The organism is Nitrosospira sp. TNL300, assembly GCF_055385915.1.
In genome coordinates, this window is the sequence record NZ_AP041005.1 from 1968228 (window position 1) to 1985918 (window position 17691).

The window sequence follows — 17691 nt, forward strand, 5'->3', positions numbered from 1 at the left end:
AGGGGAACCTCAGGTGGGGAATTGTGAACGTTTCAACACCGTATCCCTCGCTTCCGGCAGCAACTCCGGATAATCCTTGCTGTAGTGCAGGCCGCGGCTTTCATGGCGCAGCATGGCGCTTTGCACGATCAGATCCGCGGTATCCACCAGGTTGCGCAATTCCAGCAGATCGTTGGTGACGTGGAAATTCGCGTAGTATTCGCTGATCTCTTCACGTAAAAGATGGATGCGGTGCTGCGCGCGTTGTAAACGTTTAGTGGTGCGGACGATACCGACATAACTCCACATGAAGCGCCGCAATTCGTCCCAGTTATGGGAAATGACAATTTCCTCATCGGCATTGGTCACGCGGCTTTCATCCCATGGCGGCAATGCGGTGATGGGCTCAGGTGTCTGCTGCATGATGTCCCGCGCCGCGGCCTGTCCGAATACCAGGCACTCCAGCAGTGAATTGCTCGCCAGGCGATTGGCTCCGTGCAGACCGGTGTGCGCGGTTTCGCCAATTGCATAAAGATTGTCCAGATCAGTCTTCCCGTTCCAGCCGGTGACAACACCGCCACACGTATAGTGAGCCGCAGGCACGACGGGAATCGGCTCTCTGGTGATATCGATGCCGAATTCCAGGCAGCGCTGGTAAATGGTCGGAAAATGCTCCTTCAGGAAGTCTGCCGGCTTGTGTGAAATATCCAGGTACACACAGTCGAGCCCGCGCTTCTTCATTTCGAAGTCGATGGCGCGCGCCACGATGTCACGCGGCGCAAGTTCCGCGCGCTCATCGTGCGCGGGCATGAAACGGGTGCCATCGGGCAGTTTCAGCAGTCCTCCCTCGCCTCGCACCGCTTCGCTGATGAGGAACGATTTGGCGTGAGGATGATAAAGGCAAGTGGGATGAAACTGGATGAACTCCATATTCGCTATGCGACAGCCTGCACGCCAGCCCATGGCGATGCCATCGCCGGTCGAGGTATCCGGATTGGTGGTGTAGAGATAGACTTTGCCCGCTCCGCCCGTTGCCAGCACGGTGTTGCTCGCCGCTATGGTGCGCACCCTCCCTTCCCTGCTGTCCAGCACGTAAGCGCCAAGGCAGCGATTGCCATTCCTGCCGGAGCACTCACCACGGCCGGCCAGTTTGGCGCTGGTGATCAGATCGATCGCGACATGGTACTCCAGCACGGTGATATTCGGGTGGGCATGCGCTCTTTCGATCAGGGTCAATTGCACTGCCCTCCCGGTCGCATCCGCCGCATGAATGATGCGGCGCACGCTATGCCCGCCTTCACGGGTCAGGTGATAGCCGGTCCCGTTGCCGCCATCGCGCGTGAAAGGCACTCCCTGATCGATCAGCCATTGGACCGCCTGGGGACCATTTTCCACTACATATCGCGTCACCTCTTCGTTGCAGAGACCTGCGCCTGCGACGAGAGTATCGTGGAGGTGAGCTTCGGGCGAATCTTCTTCCGATAACGTCGCGGCGATTCCTCCCTGCGCCCATCCGCTTGCTCCATCAAGCAGCGCACGCTTGGTGATGAGGCCTACTTTCCTGTTTTGTGCCAGATTGAGCGCAAGGGTGAGCCCGGCCAGGCCGCTGCCAATTATCAGGGTATCGAAATTAAGCTGTGGCACTGATCGTCGTTATTTTGTTCTTGTGAGCAGGGAATGATAACAGACCTGACGAATGCTTTTATGGCGGCAAAGTCAATAGGTCAAAGTCGATTTCAGAGTCGATTGATCTTCGATCTTCCGCCTCACTTCATTCTTCCCATAGACGCTGGGCGATTTTAACTCCAATCAACGAAGATCAATCGACTCTGATTACCGGGCAATAATGATTGATGGTTCCTTGTTCGATCTCCAGTGTACTGTGATGAATGGCGTAGCGCGCCTCCAGGGTCGTCCTGATGCTGTCCATGAAAAGATCGCCAGGGTATCCATCTGGCATGACGAGGTGGACAGTGAGCGCGCTCTCGGTCGTACTCAGGCCCCATATATGCAGGTCATGTACATCCGCCACACCCGGCTGGTCGCGCAGAAAAGCTTCGATCGCGGCAATGTCGATATGCGGAGGTACGGCGCTTAGCGCAAGCTGAACCGAGTCGCGCAGAAGACCCCATGTATTGAAGATAATGACGGCAACGACCATCAGACTGATCACCGGGTCGAACCAATACCATTGCGTGAAAAGGATCGCCACCCCAGATACCAGAACGCCGGCCGAAACCGCGGCATCTGCCGCCATGTGCAGGAAGGCGCCGCGAATATTCAGGTCCTCCTTGCTCCCCTTCAAAAACAGCCAGGCAGACAGGCCGTTGATCAGAAGACCGGCGGTCGCGACGACTGCAACGGTGAGGCCCGCTACCAGCGGAGGTTGCGAAAACCGCTGAAAAGCTTCCCAGGCAATTGCACCGCATGCCACCAGGAGAAGAACAGCATTTGCCAGCGCGGCGAGTATCGAAGTGCTGCGCAAACCATAGGTATAACGTTCGCTGGGGGCCTTGCGGCTCAAAATCGCCGCGCCCCAGGCTAACGCAAGCCCGAGCACATCCGATAAATTATGCCCTGCATCTGCCATGAGTGCCGTCGAGTTGGCGGCAAAACCGTAACCGAACTCAACTACGACAAAGCCGGCGTTCAAGGCGATGGCAATAACGAACGCACGTCCATGATTGCGTGCGGGAGAATGATTGTGGTATCCGGAGTGCCCGATATGAGATGGCATGCTGGAAAAACCGTGTCCGCGACTGTGATGACTCCCCATCTGCCTCAATCTGGATGAAAGACGCGTAATCCGACAATGATAGCAACAATCCATCCCTATTCCTGCTCCGCCATCCCCCGTCTCCTTCCCGGCCCTGAATTTTATGTCTGCTAGCGTACAGAATGTGAAGCGGTGGCTGGCGCACATTATGCGCTAGCGGGTTTGACGAGGCTTTATCGATCCCGAAAAATTTTCCAAAACGGAAGAGGAGACGACCATGTTTTTATACACGGAAACCGATCAGAATCTGAAAGCCTGTATCGATGCATGCGACCATTGTCATCGCACCTGCCTGCAAATGGCCATGAACCATTGCCTGGAGTCAGGTGGCAAACATGTCGAGGCCGACCACCTCCGGCTGATGATGAATTGTGCGGAAATCTGCCAGACGTCACTGAATTTCATGCTCAGCGGCTCCCGATTCAGCCCCAAAGTCTGTGGCGCCTGTGCCGAAATTTGTGACGCCTGTGCTAAAAGTTGCGAACAGCTGGATGGGATGGAAGAGTGTGTGCAAGCCTGCCGCCAGTGCGCAGAGCACTGCCGCAAGATGGCAGCATAAAGGCATGATCAAGGCCTGTCGGCACTTGTTTCGCGGGAGCGAAACAAGTGCCGACAGGCCTTGAATCTGGCATGTATTCTATCTGTTGGAATAACCACATTTTCAACTGAACTAATTTATACTACGCGTTGTCTGTTCACACAGACCGCGGACGATGGACCGGTGCGTAATTCCCGATGGGCTCCTGAACGGGTATACTTGGCTGAGCTGCCTTATAATGAAGCAGTTATAGCTAAGAGATTCGTTAATTCAGGAATTGGGCGGCATGGGTGACCGGGAAATCGATCAGCAACTGGTGGAACGCGCGCAACACGGCGACAAGCAGGCCTTCGATCTTCTGGTGATCAAGTACCAGCGCAAGCTTGCCCGTCTCCTTTCGCAATTCATCCGGGATGCGTCGGAAGTAGAGGATGTGACCCAGGAAGCCTTTATCAAGGCTTACCGCGCACTGCCGTCATTCCGTGGAGACAGTGCGTTTTATACCTGGTTGTACAGGATAGGCATCAATACTGCCAAGAATTTTCTGGTGGCTCAAGGACGGCGGGCGCCTACCACCACGACAGGATTTGACAACGAAGAGGCCGAAGGCTTTGAAGAAGCCAGCCAACTGCGCGAGATGAATACGCCCGAGAGCGAACTGACAAGCAAACAGATCGCTCAAACGGTGAACCAAACACTGGAAGAATTGCCTGAAGAACTGCGTACGGCAATTACGTTGAGAGAAATCGAGGGACTGAGCTATGAGGAAATCGCAGCGATCATGAGTTGCCCTATCGGCACGGTCCGTTCGCGAATATTTCGTGCACGGGAAGCAATAGCAGAAAAACTGCGTCCCTTGCTGGGGACTGGTAAAGATAAGAGGTGGTAATATGCAAGAGAAAATATCGGCATTGATGGATGGTGAACTGGATGCAGACGATGCGTCGGTAGTGATTGAGCAATTCAGGAGCGCGGAGGAGTTACGGGAGCGCTGGGTTGCTTACCACCTGATCAGCGATGCGTTGGGTCAATCGGAGATCAAGCCACTCGATATTACGCGGCGAGTTAACGCAAGACTGATAGCAGAACCTACGGTATCCACGGTATCAAGCGCAACGTTGCTTCATCCGACCCCGAAGCGCAGGCCGGGAGCTTATGCCGCTGCGGCCTCCATCGCAGCAGCAATGGTGGGTGGGTGGATAATTCTGCAAACGACGCAAGAGTCGGATCTTCTGAGGCAGAATCTGGCCGATAACCGGACGTCGCCCTCGACTTCTGCGGCCACTGTAGCGCCCGTTGCCACTTATCCTGTAATTCCCGCCAAAGCTTCCATCGCCGCGTCTGAGTCTGCGCAAATCAACGACTATCTCCTGGCGCATCGGCAATTCTCGCCTAGCACCACAATACAGGGGGCAGTTCCTTTCATGCGTACATCGGCGGAAAGCGCGCGATAACGTCCACAGATGACACAGGTTTCACTGTCTTCCCTGTTGCTGACAGTCCTCGTCCAATCCGCATTCGCGCAAAATCCCTCCAGTTCATCCCCCTCATCTCCCGAGGCGCTTAACTGGCTGCAAAAGATTGCCACCGCGCCGCGCCATTACAATTATGTCGGGACATTCGTCTATTCGTCTGACGATCAGATAGAAACATCGCGCATCATCCATCTGGTGAATGAGGAAGGTGAGCAGGAAAAAAGCGTGGTGCTGGATGGTCCTCCACGTGAGATTATCCGCAACAACGATGAAATGAGATGTTATCTGCCGGAAAGCAAGACCGTGGTGACGGAAAAACGCTGGTTGCGAAAAGTTTTTCCCGCGCTGCTGCCTCAGCCGCTGATCAATCTCGACGACAACTATATCGTCAAAAAGGGCAAGCAGGAGCGGGTCAGCGATTATGCCAGCCAGGTCATCGAGCTGGAGCCCAGGGATGACAAGCGTTATGGCCAGAAATTGTGGATGGATCCCAATACCGGCCTGTTGCTGAAAGCCGCCGTAATGGATAAAGGCCGGGTGGTGGAACAATTTGTATTCACCGACCTGAAAATTGGCGGTGAAATAGACAAGGATCTGTTGAAATCCAAATATTCGGGTCAAGCTGCCGAATGGCGCAAGACAAATCTTGTCTCCTCAACACAGGGTAGCGGGAAACTTGGCTGGCATGTCAAAGACCCGCCTCCGGGATTCAAAAAGATTGTGGAAATGAAACGTAATCTCTCCGGTAAATCACGTCCTGTTGCGCATATTGCTCTCTCGGATGGTCTTGCTGCCGTGTCGGTATTTATCGAGCCCCATTTGGGGGAAGCTTCTTCTCCGGACGAGGGTCTCTACCACAGCCGCGGCGCGATCAATATCTATACACGTACTCTCGGCGATAACAGGGTAACTGCCATAGGCGAAGTACCGCCAGCCACCGTAATGCAAATCGGCAATTCTGTTACCAGTCGTTAGGTCATCAAGACACGCCGGCTGCGGCCTGGACTGAATGCGGTCCTGGTACTACTATCCCATTATCTTGGACAGATGGATGAATGTTCACCCGTTTCTACTCCATGGAAGAAAAAGTATGATTGCTAAATTTTTACTGGTGGTGCTGCTTGGATTATCCACGAGTGCGTTTGCGGAGGCGCCAGCGCGCGAATTGCCGGATTTTACCGGGTTGGTCGAAAGAGAAGGGCCTTCGGTCGTAAATATCAGCACCGTTCAATCAGGCAACGCAGCCACGGAACGTGCTTTCCCGGGAATGCCGAACATACCCGAGGATGATCCGTTTTTCGAGTTTTTCCGGAGACACATGCAGCCTCATGGAGGAATGCCACGAGATTTCGAATCCAAATCGGTGGGTTCCGGCTTCATTATCAGTTCGGACGGCTACATTCTGACAAATACCCATCTGGTGGATGGAGCCGATGAAATCAATGTGAAACTTACGGACAAGCGGGAGTTCCGGGCAAAGCTGATTGGCGCGGACCGGAAAACGGACATTGCTCTCCTCAAGATCGATGCTACCGGGCTGCCGAAAGTCACCCAGGGTGATCCCAACAAAATGAAGGTGGGAGAATGGGTGGTAGCGATCGGATCACCCTTCGGCTTTGAAAACAGCGTTACTGCCGGGATTGTCAGCGCCAAAGGACGCTCTCTGGCGCAGGAAAATTTCGTGCCCTTCATCCAGACCGATGTCGCGATCAACCCCGGGAATTCCGGCGGACCGCTGTTCAATATGAACGGTGAGGTGGTCGGCGTCAATTCCCAAATTTACAGCCGCACCGGCGGATTCATGGGTTTGTCATTCGCCATTCCCATCGATGTTGCCCGGGATATATCAAATCAGCTGATTGCAAGCGGCAGGGTGAGCCGGGGCAGAATCGGCGTGCTGATTCAGGAAATCACAAAGGAGCTTGCGGAATCGTTCGGTTTACCCAAGCCAGCCGGCGCGCTGGTAGCTTCTGTCCAGAAAGGCGGCCCGGCAGACAAGGCAGGCATTCAAGCACGGGATGTCATTCTCAAGTTCGACGGCAAGACCGTGAATTCCTCGGGCGATCTGCCGCGCATAGTTGGCTCGACCAAGCCGGGCACGAAAGTGCAGATGCAGGTGTGGCGGAATGGATCGACCAAGGAGCTCACGATCACAGTGGATGAGCTTCCAGAGGATGAAAAACCAGCCGCGCGTTCTGGAAAGGGAGGCAAGATGCCGAGTGCAGCGAATCGCATCGGCTTGAGCCTGATCGAGCTGACTTCGGATCAGAAGAAGGAACTGGAAACTGAAAGCGGGCTTCTGGTCGAAGATATGGTGCCCGGTATCGCAAGCCGCGCGGGGGTCAGACCCGGCGATGTCATTCTGAGCATCAATAATCAGGATGTCAAAACGGTTGATCAATTCAACCAGTTGCTCAACAAGGTCGAGAAAGGACGCAATATTGCCCTGCTGGTCAAACGCGGCGATACCGCCACCTTCATCACCATGAAGATGAATGGTGAAAGCAAATAAATGGCTGCTCCCGATCCTGATTTCCCTGTCTTGCTGACAGTGTATGGCCGGGAGCACTGTCACCTCTGCCAGGACATGCTCGCAGCCCTGCAGGAATTGAAGCCAGGCTATCCTTTTCAGCTCGAAGTCGTGGATGTGGATAGCGACAGCGATCTGCAATCACGCTACGGGCAACGCGTTCCGGTGTTGATGGCCGGAAACAGGGAAATTTGCCACTATCACCTCGACCTGAATGCGTTTGCCCGGATATTTCAGCGAATCGAAAAATAGCACCCCGTTCTTTTGTGGAAGCGATGGTCGCCTTCTTCCCCGACGATAAAGGGGAAGAAGACGATCCGGCAGGTGCTTATTTCCTCAAAATTCGCTAAAATGTCCGTCTTGAACAAGAATTTGCAGGGACCGGATACACGTGCGACCAGAGGGCCACGCCATGAGAGGGCACACCATGTGCCCTTTTTTGATTGCCGGTGAATTCCGGCGTCGTCCTGTTATTACCCTCTTCCCTTGCCATCCCGATCCCTGATGCAGCACATCCGCAACTTTTCCATCATCGCCCATATCGATCACGGCAAGTCCACGCTCGCGGACCGTATCATCCATTTATGCGGAGGGCTGTCCGACCGGGAAATGGAAGAACAGGTGCTGGACTCGATGGAACTGGAGCGCGAGCGCGGAATCACCATCAAGGCGCAGACGGCGGCTCTGGAATACAAATCCCGTGATGGCAGCAGCTATCTCCTGAATCTGATCGATACACCCGGCCACGTCGACTTCTCCTATGAAGTATCGCGCTCGCTCGCAGCCTGCGAGGGAGCCCTCCTGGTGGTTGATGCTTCCCAGGGCGTGGAAGCCCAAACCGTTGCGAATTGCTACACCGCAATCGAACAGGGCGTGGAAGTCATACCAGTGCTGAACAAGATCGATCTGCCCGCCGCCGAACCGGAACGCGTCATCAAGGAAATTGAAGATATCATCGGCATAGAAGCCCAGGATGCCGTGCGGGCAAGCGCAAAAACCGGTTTCGGTGTGGAGGATATCCTGGAAACGGTCATTTTGCGTATCCCCCCGCCGAAAGGGAATCCGGAAGCACCCCTGAAGGCCCTTATCATCGATTCCTGGTTCGACAACTATGTGGGCGTGGTAATGCTGGTGCGGGTAATGGATGGGGTATTGAGACCTAAGGACAGAATATTGCTGATGGCGAGTAAAACTGTCCACCTGTGTGAACAGGTGGGCGTATTTACGCCCAAATCCAGAAACCGGGAATCTCTCAGCGCCGGTGAAGTGGGCTTCATCATTTCCGGAATCAAGGAGCTGAAGTCTGCCAAGGTCGGCGATACGGTAACACTCGCTGACCGCCCCGCTCCCCAACCGCTGCTCGGCTTCAAGGAGATCAAACCGCAGGTGTTCGCCGGACTCTACCCCGTGGAATCCAACCAGTACGATGCCCTGCGCGATGCGCTGGAGAAGCTGAAACTCAATGATTCCTCATTGCAATACGAGCCGGAAACGTCTCAGGCGTTGGGGTTTGGTTTTCGCTGCGGCTTTCTCGGACTCCTTCATCTCGATATCGTACAGGAAAGACTGGAGCGGGAATACGACATGAACCTCATCACCACCGCGCCAACGGTGGTGTATCAGGTCGTGCTGCGCGATGGAACGGTCATTGAAATCGAAAACCCGTCCAGACTGCCTGATCTCTCAAAAATAGAGCAGATTCGGGAACCGATCATTACGGCAACCATCCTCGTCCCGCAGGAATATGTCGGATCGGTCATTACGCTTTGCATCAGCAAGCGGGGAATCCAGAAGAATATGCAATATATGGGCAGGCAGGTCATGCTGACCTATGAAATTCCGCTCAATGAAGTCGTCATGGATTTCTTCGACAGGTTAAAATCGACTAGCCGCGGCTACGCTTCACTTGATTATGAATTCAAGGAGTTCAGGGCTTCCGATCTCGTCAAGCTGGATATCCTCATCAATGGCGAACGCGTGGACGCCTTGTCGCTGATTGTGCATCGCGCGAGCAGCCAGTACCGCGGACGGGAACTCGCGCAGAAAATGCGCGAACTGATTCCCCGGCAGATGTTCGATATCGCTGTTCAAGCCGCCATAGGCTCGCACATTATCGCCAGGGAAAGTATCAAGGCGTTGCGCAAGAATGTGCTGGCCAAATGCTATGGCGGCGATATCACGCGTAAACGCAAGCTTCTGGAAAAGCAGAAAGCCGGTAAAAAGCGCATGAAGCAAGTCGGTAATGTCGAGATTCCACAGGAAGCGTTTCTCGCGATTCTGCAGGTTGGAGAAAAGTAGTTCAAACAATACGAGGCCTTCAACAAGCGGCACATGTTCACCGGAAAAATCCCGTTTCCGGTCGGGCAATGGACTGTCCACCCGAAGGGAATAAGAGGAACAAGATGAACTTTCCGCTCATTATGCTGATATTGCTGCTGATCACCGGCAGTATCGCCCTGCTCGATCGTATCGTGCTGCAACCACGCCGCGCGCCGGGAGACCAGGGGCCATGGTGGGTGGAGTATCCAAAAAGCTTTTTCCCGGTGATTCTTGTCGTGTTCTGCCTGCGTTCCTTCCTGGTTGAGCCTTTCAAGATCCCCTCGGGCTCGATGATTCCGACTCTGCTGGTAGGAGACTTCATTCTCGTCAATAAATATACCTACGGCATCCGGCTGCCGGTCGCCAACGTCAAGCTGATGGATATAAACACTCCTCAGCGTGGCGAGGTCATGGTTTTCCGCTACCCGGTGGATCCATCCATGGATTACATCAAGCGCATCGTGGGGGTACCCGGAGATATCATCACCTACCGTGACAAGCAGTTGAGCGTCAACAACGTACCGGTGAGGATGGAACTGAACGGCGAATATACCTATGTGGAATCGGGCCTGAAATTCGTTTACAGCCGCAGCTACACGGAGTCGCTCGGAAATCACCGCTATAATGTCCTCATCAATCCGCAGGAGAAGGATAGTATCCAGCTAGGGGGTGTCCTCCCCTTCCCCCATCATGAAAATTGCAGCTATAACGATCGTGGATTTACCTGCAAGGTTCCTCCCGGCAACTACTTTGCAATGGGAGACAACCGGGACAGCAGCAGCGACAGTCGTTATTGGGGATTCGTACCCGACCAGAACATTGTCGGCAAGGCTTTCATGATCTGGTGGAATTTCAGCGACCTGAAACGCATCGGATTATCGATCAAGTAATTCGAGCGGCAATCGGGACCTTGAGCATGTGGCAGATCAGCTCGCACAGTTGGTCGGGGAGGACACGCAAAAATTGGGGACAGCTTACCGGAATATGGAGAGTGCGGCGCTGTGCCGGAAACTCGGTCATACCTTCCATCGGGCCGAACTGCTGCGACAAGCGCTGACGCACCGCAGCCACAGCATACCTCACAATGAACGGCTTGAATTTCTTGGCGACGCCGTCCTCAACTGCGCCGTCGCCGGATTGATATTCCACCATTTTCCTGATTTCAGCGAAGGCAGTCTGTCCCGGATACGGGCGAACCTCGTAAACCAGAAGGTGCTGGCTGAACTGGCGCAAACGCTCGAGCTGGGAAAGCTTATCCGATTTGGCGAAGGTGAACTCAAAAGCGGAGGAGACAAACGGCCTTCGATTCTTGCGGATGCGCTGGAAGCTGTGATTGGCGCCATATATCTCGACGCGGGTTTTGAGCAGGCCGAGAAGACAATTGAAATTCTTTTCACTCCCTCCCTGGGAGAGCTGAACACCCATACCCTCGGCAAGGATCCCAAAACCCTTTTGCAGGAATATCTCCAGAGCCGCAAGCTGGCGCTGCCCCGGTATGCTGTCGTTGCTACCCGAGGCGAGGCTCACCAGCAGCAGTTTCAGGTGGAATGCGTGATTTCCCGGCCTGAAATCCGCACTCTGGGCGAAGGCGCGAGCCGTCGCAGTGCCGAACAGCACGCGGCCAGGCAAGCTTATGAACAACTCCAGGCGCATTAGGGGTTTAGGGCGTAATGGAACGTTTATGGGAAGCTTCCCATAAACGTTCCATTACGCCCTAAACCCCCTTATTCAACTTTATTTTCTCCCTTTTCTCATCTATAAACAAACTACGGGGAGCAGGTCAGCCGAGGTAGAAATCCCCGGAGGATCGAACGATATCTTCGCAGGAAGAGGAGCAAAGAAACTTCCCCTTTATCGAATTGCTATACGTCTGAGAACAACATTAAGTTGTTGCGTGCAACTTACAAGAACAAGGAGGACACAAATGGCAAGCTATCAACTTTTCTCACTCCACGAAGCCACGCCTCTTGAAGAGACTGACGACCGCTTCGCTTTCGGGGTCGCAGCCAACCGCGATCTGGTCGTGATCAAGAAGAGAGAAACGGGCAGCGGTACTACTGAGGTGCATGTCCTATCTGCCGCCAGCAATTATCAGGAGTGGGCCTTACATACGCGAACGGCGCTTGAAGAGACTGACGACCGCTTCGCTTTCGGGGTCGCAGCCAACCGCGATCTGGTCGTGATCAAGAAGAGAGAAACGGGCAGCGGTACTACTGAGGTGCATGTCCTATCTGCCGCCAGCAATTATCAGGAGTGGGCCTTACATACGCGAACGGCGCTTGAAGAGACTGACGACCGCTTCGCTTTCGGGGTCGCAGCCAACCGCGATCTGGTCGTGATCAAGAAGAGAGAAACGGGCAGCGGTACTACTGAGGTGCATGTCCTATCTGCCGCCAGCAATTATCAGGAGTGGGCCTTACATACGCGAACGGCGCTTGAAGAGACTGACGACCGCTTCGCTTTCGGGGTCGCAGCCAACCGCGATCTGGTCGTGATCAAGAAGAGAGAAACGGGCAGCGGTACTACTGAGGTGCATGTCCTATCTGCCGCCAGCAATTATCAGGAGTGGGCCTTACATACGCGAACGGCGCTTGAAGAGACTGACGACCGCTTCGCTTTCGGGGTCGCAGCCAACCGCGATCTGGTCGTGATCAAGAAGAGAGAAACGGGCAGCGGTACTACTGAGGTGCATGTCCTATCTGCCGCCACCAGTTCAGTAAACGTCAACGTAATTTTAGTCGGTGAAGAAAATTTCTCCCCGGCGGAAAGAGGGGAAGTTACCGCAGCAGTTCAGACTACACGCCAAATATTCGAATCCGAAGGATTATTTATCGATAAAGTCGAAGTGTGGGGAATACCAACAGCTGAGGCCGATGGATACGAAAACATCGATAGCGACGGGGAAGCCGAGGGACTGACAAACGATTGGACCATACCAAACCACGCGCTTGACGTATTTTTCGTAAAAACTTACGCCGGAGCCACAGTCGGTCTCTCACGAAGGGACGGTCCCTGCGATAAGAACGCCAAAGGCATGACTGGAAGCGTTGTGGCTCTTGAGGGAGGATCCCTCACAGGCCTGGTAATGGCTCATGAAATGTGCCATTACCTTGGACTCCGCCATGTTCCTGACAGTGAAACCAGTAACCTAATGCTCAGCAGTGTCCCAAATGGCGGAGATCTTTACGTTACCCAGGTTAGTCGTATGAAGAACCATTGTTTCGTTGATAACTAATATTGGAGCAAAATCATGAGTCTTTCGCTGCAATTTCCGCTCGAAGACAGGTTGCACGCCGATGTAGTCCTTGGGAAAGATAAATCTTTCTCGCGCAGCATTGCAATCAAGATGTTGACGAGGTTCCAGTTACCGGATTCTGCGGACCTTTTGAAAGAAGTGCTTGAAAATGACGCGGAGGAGGCTGGTTTTCGAAGGCTTGCAGCCGTTACTCTGTGGCGATTGAACACCCCAGAGGCACGGCATCACTTGCGCAATGCCGTCGAGACGGTTAAGGATCCGGTCGCACTCACGGCAGTGGTGAAATGCCTTGGCCGCATCGGCGACGAGGGGGAGTTGGAGCAAATATTACAAATAAGACGAACCGCCCAAGGAGACCTTGGATCCCAAGCATCGTTTGCCGCCGCGCTAATTTCGTACCGCCTTGGTTTGGCGGGGAACGATTTGCCTATTCCAAGACAGAACGTGGAAATGCCGCAGGCCGAAAAGCAGAAACTTGATTTTCTGCCCCCCCTGAAGGCAGAAAAGGAGCTTTTTATTAGCAACTTAGCAGAAGAACCCTACGGTATCGCATTTTCGGAAAATGGATTGCTACAAGTAAGCTGTTCTGCCGGGGTCTGGATGATGGGCTTTAACCGCGATATAGTTGGGGACAAAACTCTTGACTTACTCCAACAACGTAAGACCCTTCTGGGAATCATTGCGGCCAAGCACAGCGAAGACGGGCATTATTCGGCATCATATCTAATTCTCACTGCACCCAATCCAAGCGAGACCAAAGCAGACATTCTCATAAGCCGAATCACTGGAAAAATAGGCTGGGCTGGCCACTTTGACGCTGCGGATCACGCCAAATTCTTAATACAAACAATAGGGCGGATAGGAATCGCGCCAATGGAGCTTGAGGGTTTTGTACAAGCAAATGGGGAGCTGCGAATTACTAACGCATGGTCCGCAGCTCAAGTAACTGAAAAGCGCCACCCAAATCGTCTTGAAGCAAGGGTTTAGGGCGCAATGGAACGTTTATGGAAAGTTTCCCATAAACGTTCCATTGCGCCCTAAACCCCCATTAGAAACACCTTTCCTGCTTTCCTGAACTGTGAAGCGCTCCCTGCCAGCCAGAATATTCCGACAGCAAGGCTGTGAGGAATTTCCGCGAGTGTATATGGCACAAAACCTTATCGGCGTAAAACCTTTTTGATAAGCACTGAAACTCCCCTTGCAGACCCAGCCCATCGCAGCGGTTATATTGCTATCGTTGGCCGTCCCAACGTAGGAAAATCCACCCTGCTGAACAGGTTGGTCGGGCAAAAGATCAGTATTACATCAAAAAAATCCCAGACGACGCGGCATCGCATCCACGGGATTTTCACTGATCCACACTCCCAGTTTGTTTTTGTCGACACCCCGGGCTTCCAGACACAGCATACAAGCCGTTTGAACAGCGGGATGAATCGTCTGGTTACCCAGACGTTGCGGGACGTGGATGTCGTGATACTGGTGATTGAAGCGATGCGCTTCGACGATCGCGACAAGCTGGTGGTGAAACTCCTGCCAAAAAACAAGCCTGTGGTTCTTGCCCTCAACAAAATAGATCGCCTGCCCGATAAATCCCAATTGCTTCCCTTCCTCGAAAAAATGTCAAAGGAATTTGATTTCGCAGCCATGGTGCCGGTAAGCGCCGAGAATGGAGGGCGGCTACCCGAATTGATAGCTGCGATACGGCCGCACCTGCCGCAAAATCCGCCATTATTCCAGGAAGATGAAGTAACCGATCGGGATGAACGCTTCATAGCCGCGGAACTGGTTCGCGAAAAATTGTTCCGACTGTTGGGAGAAGAGATTCCTTATTCTACCAGCGTCGTCATTGACCAGTTTGTGATGGAAGGCGAACTGCGCAGGATTCACGCTTCCATTGTGGTAGAAAAATCCAGCCAGAAAGCGATTGTCATCGGTAAGGACGGAGAAAAATTGAAGCTGATCGCCACCCAGGCGCGCAAGGACATGGAAGAAAGCTTCGGTGGCAAGGTTTATCTCAAGGTCTGGGTAAAGGTCAAAAGCGGCTGGGCCGAAGATGCCCGAACCTTGAAAAGCCTGGGATATGAGTAACCGGCGCCACAAGCATTCCATCTGGCCCTGCCCGATCGCGCTTCCGGACTCCCATACACAATCTTCTGAGGTATCTTTCCGGTGGGCGTGATCAAGCCTGGTGATAACCGCTGATGTTCCCTAGACATGAGCGTAGATAAACAGCGTCAAGAAGCACAACCCGCTTTTGTGTTGCACAGCTATCCTTATCTTGAAACCAGCCTTATCGTGGAAGTTTTCACGCAAAATTCCGGGCGTATTGCCGTGGTTGCGAAAGGCGCCAAGCGCCCGACATCTGCCCTGCGAGGCTTGCTGCGCGCCTTCCAGCCTCTCCTGTTGAGCTGGGGAGGAAAGTCCGAATTACGCACCTTGCATAAGGCGGAATGGCAGGGTGGGCAGTTACCCTTACAGGGAACCGCCCTGATCTGCGGATTTTATCTCAATGAACTTTTGATACGGCTATTGCACCGCAATGATCCGCACGAACGGTTATTTGCCTGCTATCAGGAGGCCTTGTCCGACCTGAGTATGGCAAGCGATTACATTCCCATACTGCGCCGCTTCGAGCAGCGCCTCCTGCAGGAGATGGGTTATGCCTTGACGCTCGATCACGATGTTTCATCAGGAAGACCGATTAAACCAAACCAGACGTACTGCTACGAAATCGAGCGGGGACCCGTTGCATCGAGCAACGGCAACTGCCTTTTTAACCTCCAGTTAAGTGGAAAAACGCTGCTTGATATGAGCCAGGGAGACTATTCAGCCTCCCTGACGCGTCTGCAGAGCAGGACGCTGATGCGCTCACTGCTCAACCACTATCTGGGAGATAAGCCATTGCATACACGCCAGTTACTGAAGGAGTTTCAGCAATTGTAATATGCGCTCCAATCAAGTCTTTGAAGAGAGAAAATGAAACCGAATATCGAAGCTTTTTTTGACGACGCGACCTGGACAGTAAGCTACGTGGTTTTCGATGAGCCGAATGGATATTGCGCAATCATCGATCCAGTACTGGATTACGATCCCAAATCAGGCAGAACGCGCACTACATCCGCCAATAAACTGATCGCCTTTATCGAGGAAAAGAATCTGAGGACAGAATGGATTCTGGAGACCCATGTGCACGCCGACCATCTCACAGCGGCGCACTATCTTAAGGGAAGATTGGGGAGCAAGACGGCGATCGGGAAGGAGATCCCCATCGTGCAGGAAACCTTCAGGAAAATATTCAACCTTGAAACAGACTTCACGCCGGACGGCAAACAGTTTGACCATTTATTCGCCGATAACGAGGTTTTCAGCGTGGGCAAACTGAACGTGAAAGCGCTCTCGACACCGGGTCATACGCCGGCGGACTTGTCCTATCAGGTAGAGAAGGCGATCTTTGTCGGCGATACCCTGTTCATGCCGGACCTCGGTACGGCGCGCGCCGATTTTCCGGGAGGGAATGCACGCAGACTATTCCGGTCAATAAGGAAAATACTGGATTATCCTGCGGATACCCGCCTGTTCATGTGTCATGATTATCCGCCGCAAGGTCGGTCCCCTCGATGGGAAACGAGTGTGGGGGAACAGCGCGCAAATAATATACATGTGCGCGACGGCATTGACGAAGACCGGTTCGTCGCGATGCGCGAAGCGCGCGATCGGACGCTCGAAATGCCCACGCTGCTGCTGCCGTCGATCCAGGTGAATGTGCGCGCGGGCATCATGCCGCCACCCGAGAATAACGGTATTTCGTATCTCAAAATACCGTTGAACCTCATCTGAGCCGCTACACCTGTCCATTTACCCACCTGTCAGAGACGGCAGAAATGGCGGCAGCCGGTTCAGGAGCTAAACACCTAACCTGCGCCAGCGTCGGCCTGCTCCACCACCAGCACATCGCAAGCTGCCTCCTGAATTACACGTCTGGCAACGCCGCCAAGCAGCATGCTCTCCCATCCCGATTTGCCGTGTTTCCCGACGACAATCAGATCGGCACCGATCTCTCCTGCTTTTTTTATCACTGTATCAGCTGCGGGACCCAGTTCGATAACTGCGGCGAGCGAACGACCCGAAGCCTCGAAATCCGAGAGAAGTTTTTGCATCTCCACACTTATGCGGGTTTTCACTTCGGCACGAAACGCCTGTATTCTCTCGTCATTGAAATCCAGCCTGCCTTCGAACGGCACTTCAAATGCATGCAGGATAATGATACTTGCATGAGGAGCGATGGTCAGGGCCATTTCCACTGCCCAGTGCGAGGATTCTGAAAAATCGACGGGGACCAGCACACGCCGATAGCTTGCCTCAGGTTCCTGTTTGACGATCAGCAACGGACAAGAGAGCGTTCGCAGAACCTTATCCGCAGTCGAGCCGATGATGAATTCCCGAACCGCGCCACCGCCGAAAGCGCCCAACACGACTAACCCTGCCTTGAGGAGACTGGCATAATGTGCGATCTCTGTATCTGCCCGTCCGACATTTACCGTCGTTGTCGTAACCCTTATCCCATAACGGGCGGTGAGCCTGCGCTTGATCTCCGCCATTTGCTCGCGAGACCCCTGCATCAACCGTTGCTCGATATCCAGGGGGGAGGTCAGATTACGCAAGGATTCCAGCGCGAGACTATCAAGTACGTGTATCAGATCCAGAGACTCACTGCTCAATTCCTGCGCCAAAAGCGCCGCGCGAGATTCGGCACGCCTCGCAAAATCGGAAATGTCCGTAGCAACCACTATTCTCGTTATCGGGCACATCATTACTTCC

At 53.6% G+C, this 17691-nt stretch carries 17 protein-coding genes; 14 read left to right on the top strand and 3 right to left on the bottom strand.

Going from position 1 to position 17691, the window contains the following annotated elements; genetic code table 11:
* Window positions 1-9 precede the first annotated feature (9 nt).
* Window positions 10-1623 carry an L-aspartate oxidase gene (gene nadB / locus ACZ5BW_RS09070; RefSeq protein ID WP_464539129.1) on the bottom strand — a complete coding sequence of 538 codons (1614 nt, stop codon included), beginning with the start codon at window positions 1621-1623 and terminating at the stop codon, window positions 10-12.
* Window positions 1624-1798: 175 nt separating this feature from the next.
* The gene (locus tag ACZ5BW_RS09075) at window positions 1799-2716 is read right to left on the bottom strand and encodes a cation diffusion facilitator family transporter (protein ID WP_464539131.1); all 918 of its coding nucleotides are present in this window, start codon (window positions 2714-2716) and stop codon (window positions 1799-1801) included.
* A 256-nt stretch (window positions 2717-2972) separates the two neighbouring features.
* Here ACZ5BW_RS09075 and ACZ5BW_RS09080 point away from each other — a divergent pair, with 256 nt between their 5' ends.
* From ACZ5BW_RS09080 to ACZ5BW_RS09145, 14 genes are all read left to right on the top strand, one after another.
* Window positions 2973-3314, top strand: a complete 342-nt coding sequence (locus ACZ5BW_RS09080; RefSeq protein ID WP_464539134.1) for a four-helix bundle copper-binding protein — start codon at window positions 2973-2975, stop codon at window positions 3312-3314.
* A gap of 265 nt (window positions 3315-3579) precedes the next feature.
* Complete coding sequence (gene rpoE, locus ACZ5BW_RS09085; RefSeq protein WP_464539136.1) at window positions 3580-4182, top strand: RNA polymerase sigma factor RpoE; 603 nt, start codon at window positions 3580-3582, stop codon at window positions 4180-4182.
* 1 nt (window position 4183) lies between these two features.
* Window positions 4184-4747 (top strand): sigma-E factor negative regulatory protein, encoded by a 564-nt coding sequence (locus tag ACZ5BW_RS09090; RefSeq protein ID WP_464539138.1) that lies wholly within the window; start codon window positions 4184-4186, stop codon window positions 4745-4747.
* Between the two features lie 9 nt (window positions 4748-4756).
* Window positions 4757-5743, top strand: coding sequence for a MucB/RseB C-terminal domain-containing protein (locus tag ACZ5BW_RS09095; protein WP_464539140.1), 987 nt, complete (start codon window positions 4757-4759; stop codon window positions 5741-5743).
* Between the two features lie 115 nt (window positions 5744-5858).
* Window positions 5859-7280 (top strand): DegQ family serine endoprotease, encoded by a 1422-nt coding sequence (locus tag ACZ5BW_RS09100; RefSeq protein ID WP_464539142.1) that lies wholly within the window; start codon window positions 5859-5861, stop codon window positions 7278-7280.
* Entirely contained in the window at window positions 7281-7550 is a 270-nt protein-coding gene (locus ACZ5BW_RS09105) for a glutaredoxin family protein (protein ID WP_464539144.1), read from the top strand. It begins immediately after the preceding gene.
* 249 nt (window positions 7551-7799) lie between these two features.
* Entirely contained in the window at window positions 7800-9596 is a 1797-nt protein-coding gene (lepA, locus tag ACZ5BW_RS09110) for a translation elongation factor 4 (RefSeq protein ID WP_464543678.1), read from the top strand.
* A gap of 104 nt (window positions 9597-9700) precedes the next feature.
* Complete coding sequence (lepB, locus tag ACZ5BW_RS09115; protein WP_464539146.1) at window positions 9701-10507, top strand: signal peptidase I; 807 nt, start codon at window positions 9701-9703, stop codon at window positions 10505-10507.
* A gap of 94 nt (window positions 10508-10601) precedes the next feature.
* Complete coding sequence (gene rnc / locus ACZ5BW_RS09120) at window positions 10602-11273, top strand: ribonuclease III (RefSeq protein ID WP_464543679.1); 672 nt, start codon at window positions 10602-10604, stop codon at window positions 11271-11273.
* A 268-nt stretch (window positions 11274-11541) separates the two neighbouring features.
* Complete coding sequence (locus ACZ5BW_RS09125) at window positions 11542-12852, top strand: hypothetical protein (protein ID WP_464539148.1); 1311 nt, start codon at window positions 11542-11544, stop codon at window positions 12850-12852.
* Window positions 12853-12867: 15 nt separating this feature from the next.
* Complete coding sequence (locus ACZ5BW_RS09130; protein WP_464539150.1) at window positions 12868-13860, top strand: HEAT repeat domain-containing protein; 993 nt, start codon at window positions 12868-12870, stop codon at window positions 13858-13860.
* A gap of 192 nt (window positions 13861-14052) precedes the next feature.
* On the top strand, window positions 14053-14961 hold the full coding sequence (gene era, locus ACZ5BW_RS09135; protein WP_464543680.1) for a GTPase Era: 909 nt from the start codon (window positions 14053-14055) through the stop codon (window positions 14959-14961).
* A 126-nt stretch (window positions 14962-15087) separates the two neighbouring features.
* Window positions 15088-15816, top strand: coding sequence for a DNA repair protein RecO (gene recO / locus ACZ5BW_RS09140; protein ID WP_464539152.1), 729 nt, complete (start codon window positions 15088-15090; stop codon window positions 15814-15816).
* A gap of 33 nt (window positions 15817-15849) precedes the next feature.
* On the top strand, window positions 15850-16710 hold the full coding sequence (locus ACZ5BW_RS09145; RefSeq protein ID WP_464539154.1) for an MBL fold metallo-hydrolase: 861 nt from the start codon (window positions 15850-15852) through the stop codon (window positions 16708-16710).
* Window positions 16711-16784: 74 nt separating this feature from the next.
* On the opposite strand, the gene ACZ5BW_RS09150 is transcribed toward ACZ5BW_RS09145, so the two are convergent.
* Window positions 16785-17684 carry a universal stress protein gene (locus tag ACZ5BW_RS09150; RefSeq protein WP_464539156.1) on the bottom strand — a complete coding sequence of 300 codons (900 nt, stop codon included), beginning with the start codon at window positions 17682-17684 and terminating at the stop codon, window positions 16785-16787.
* Window positions 17685-17691 lie beyond the last annotated feature (7 nt).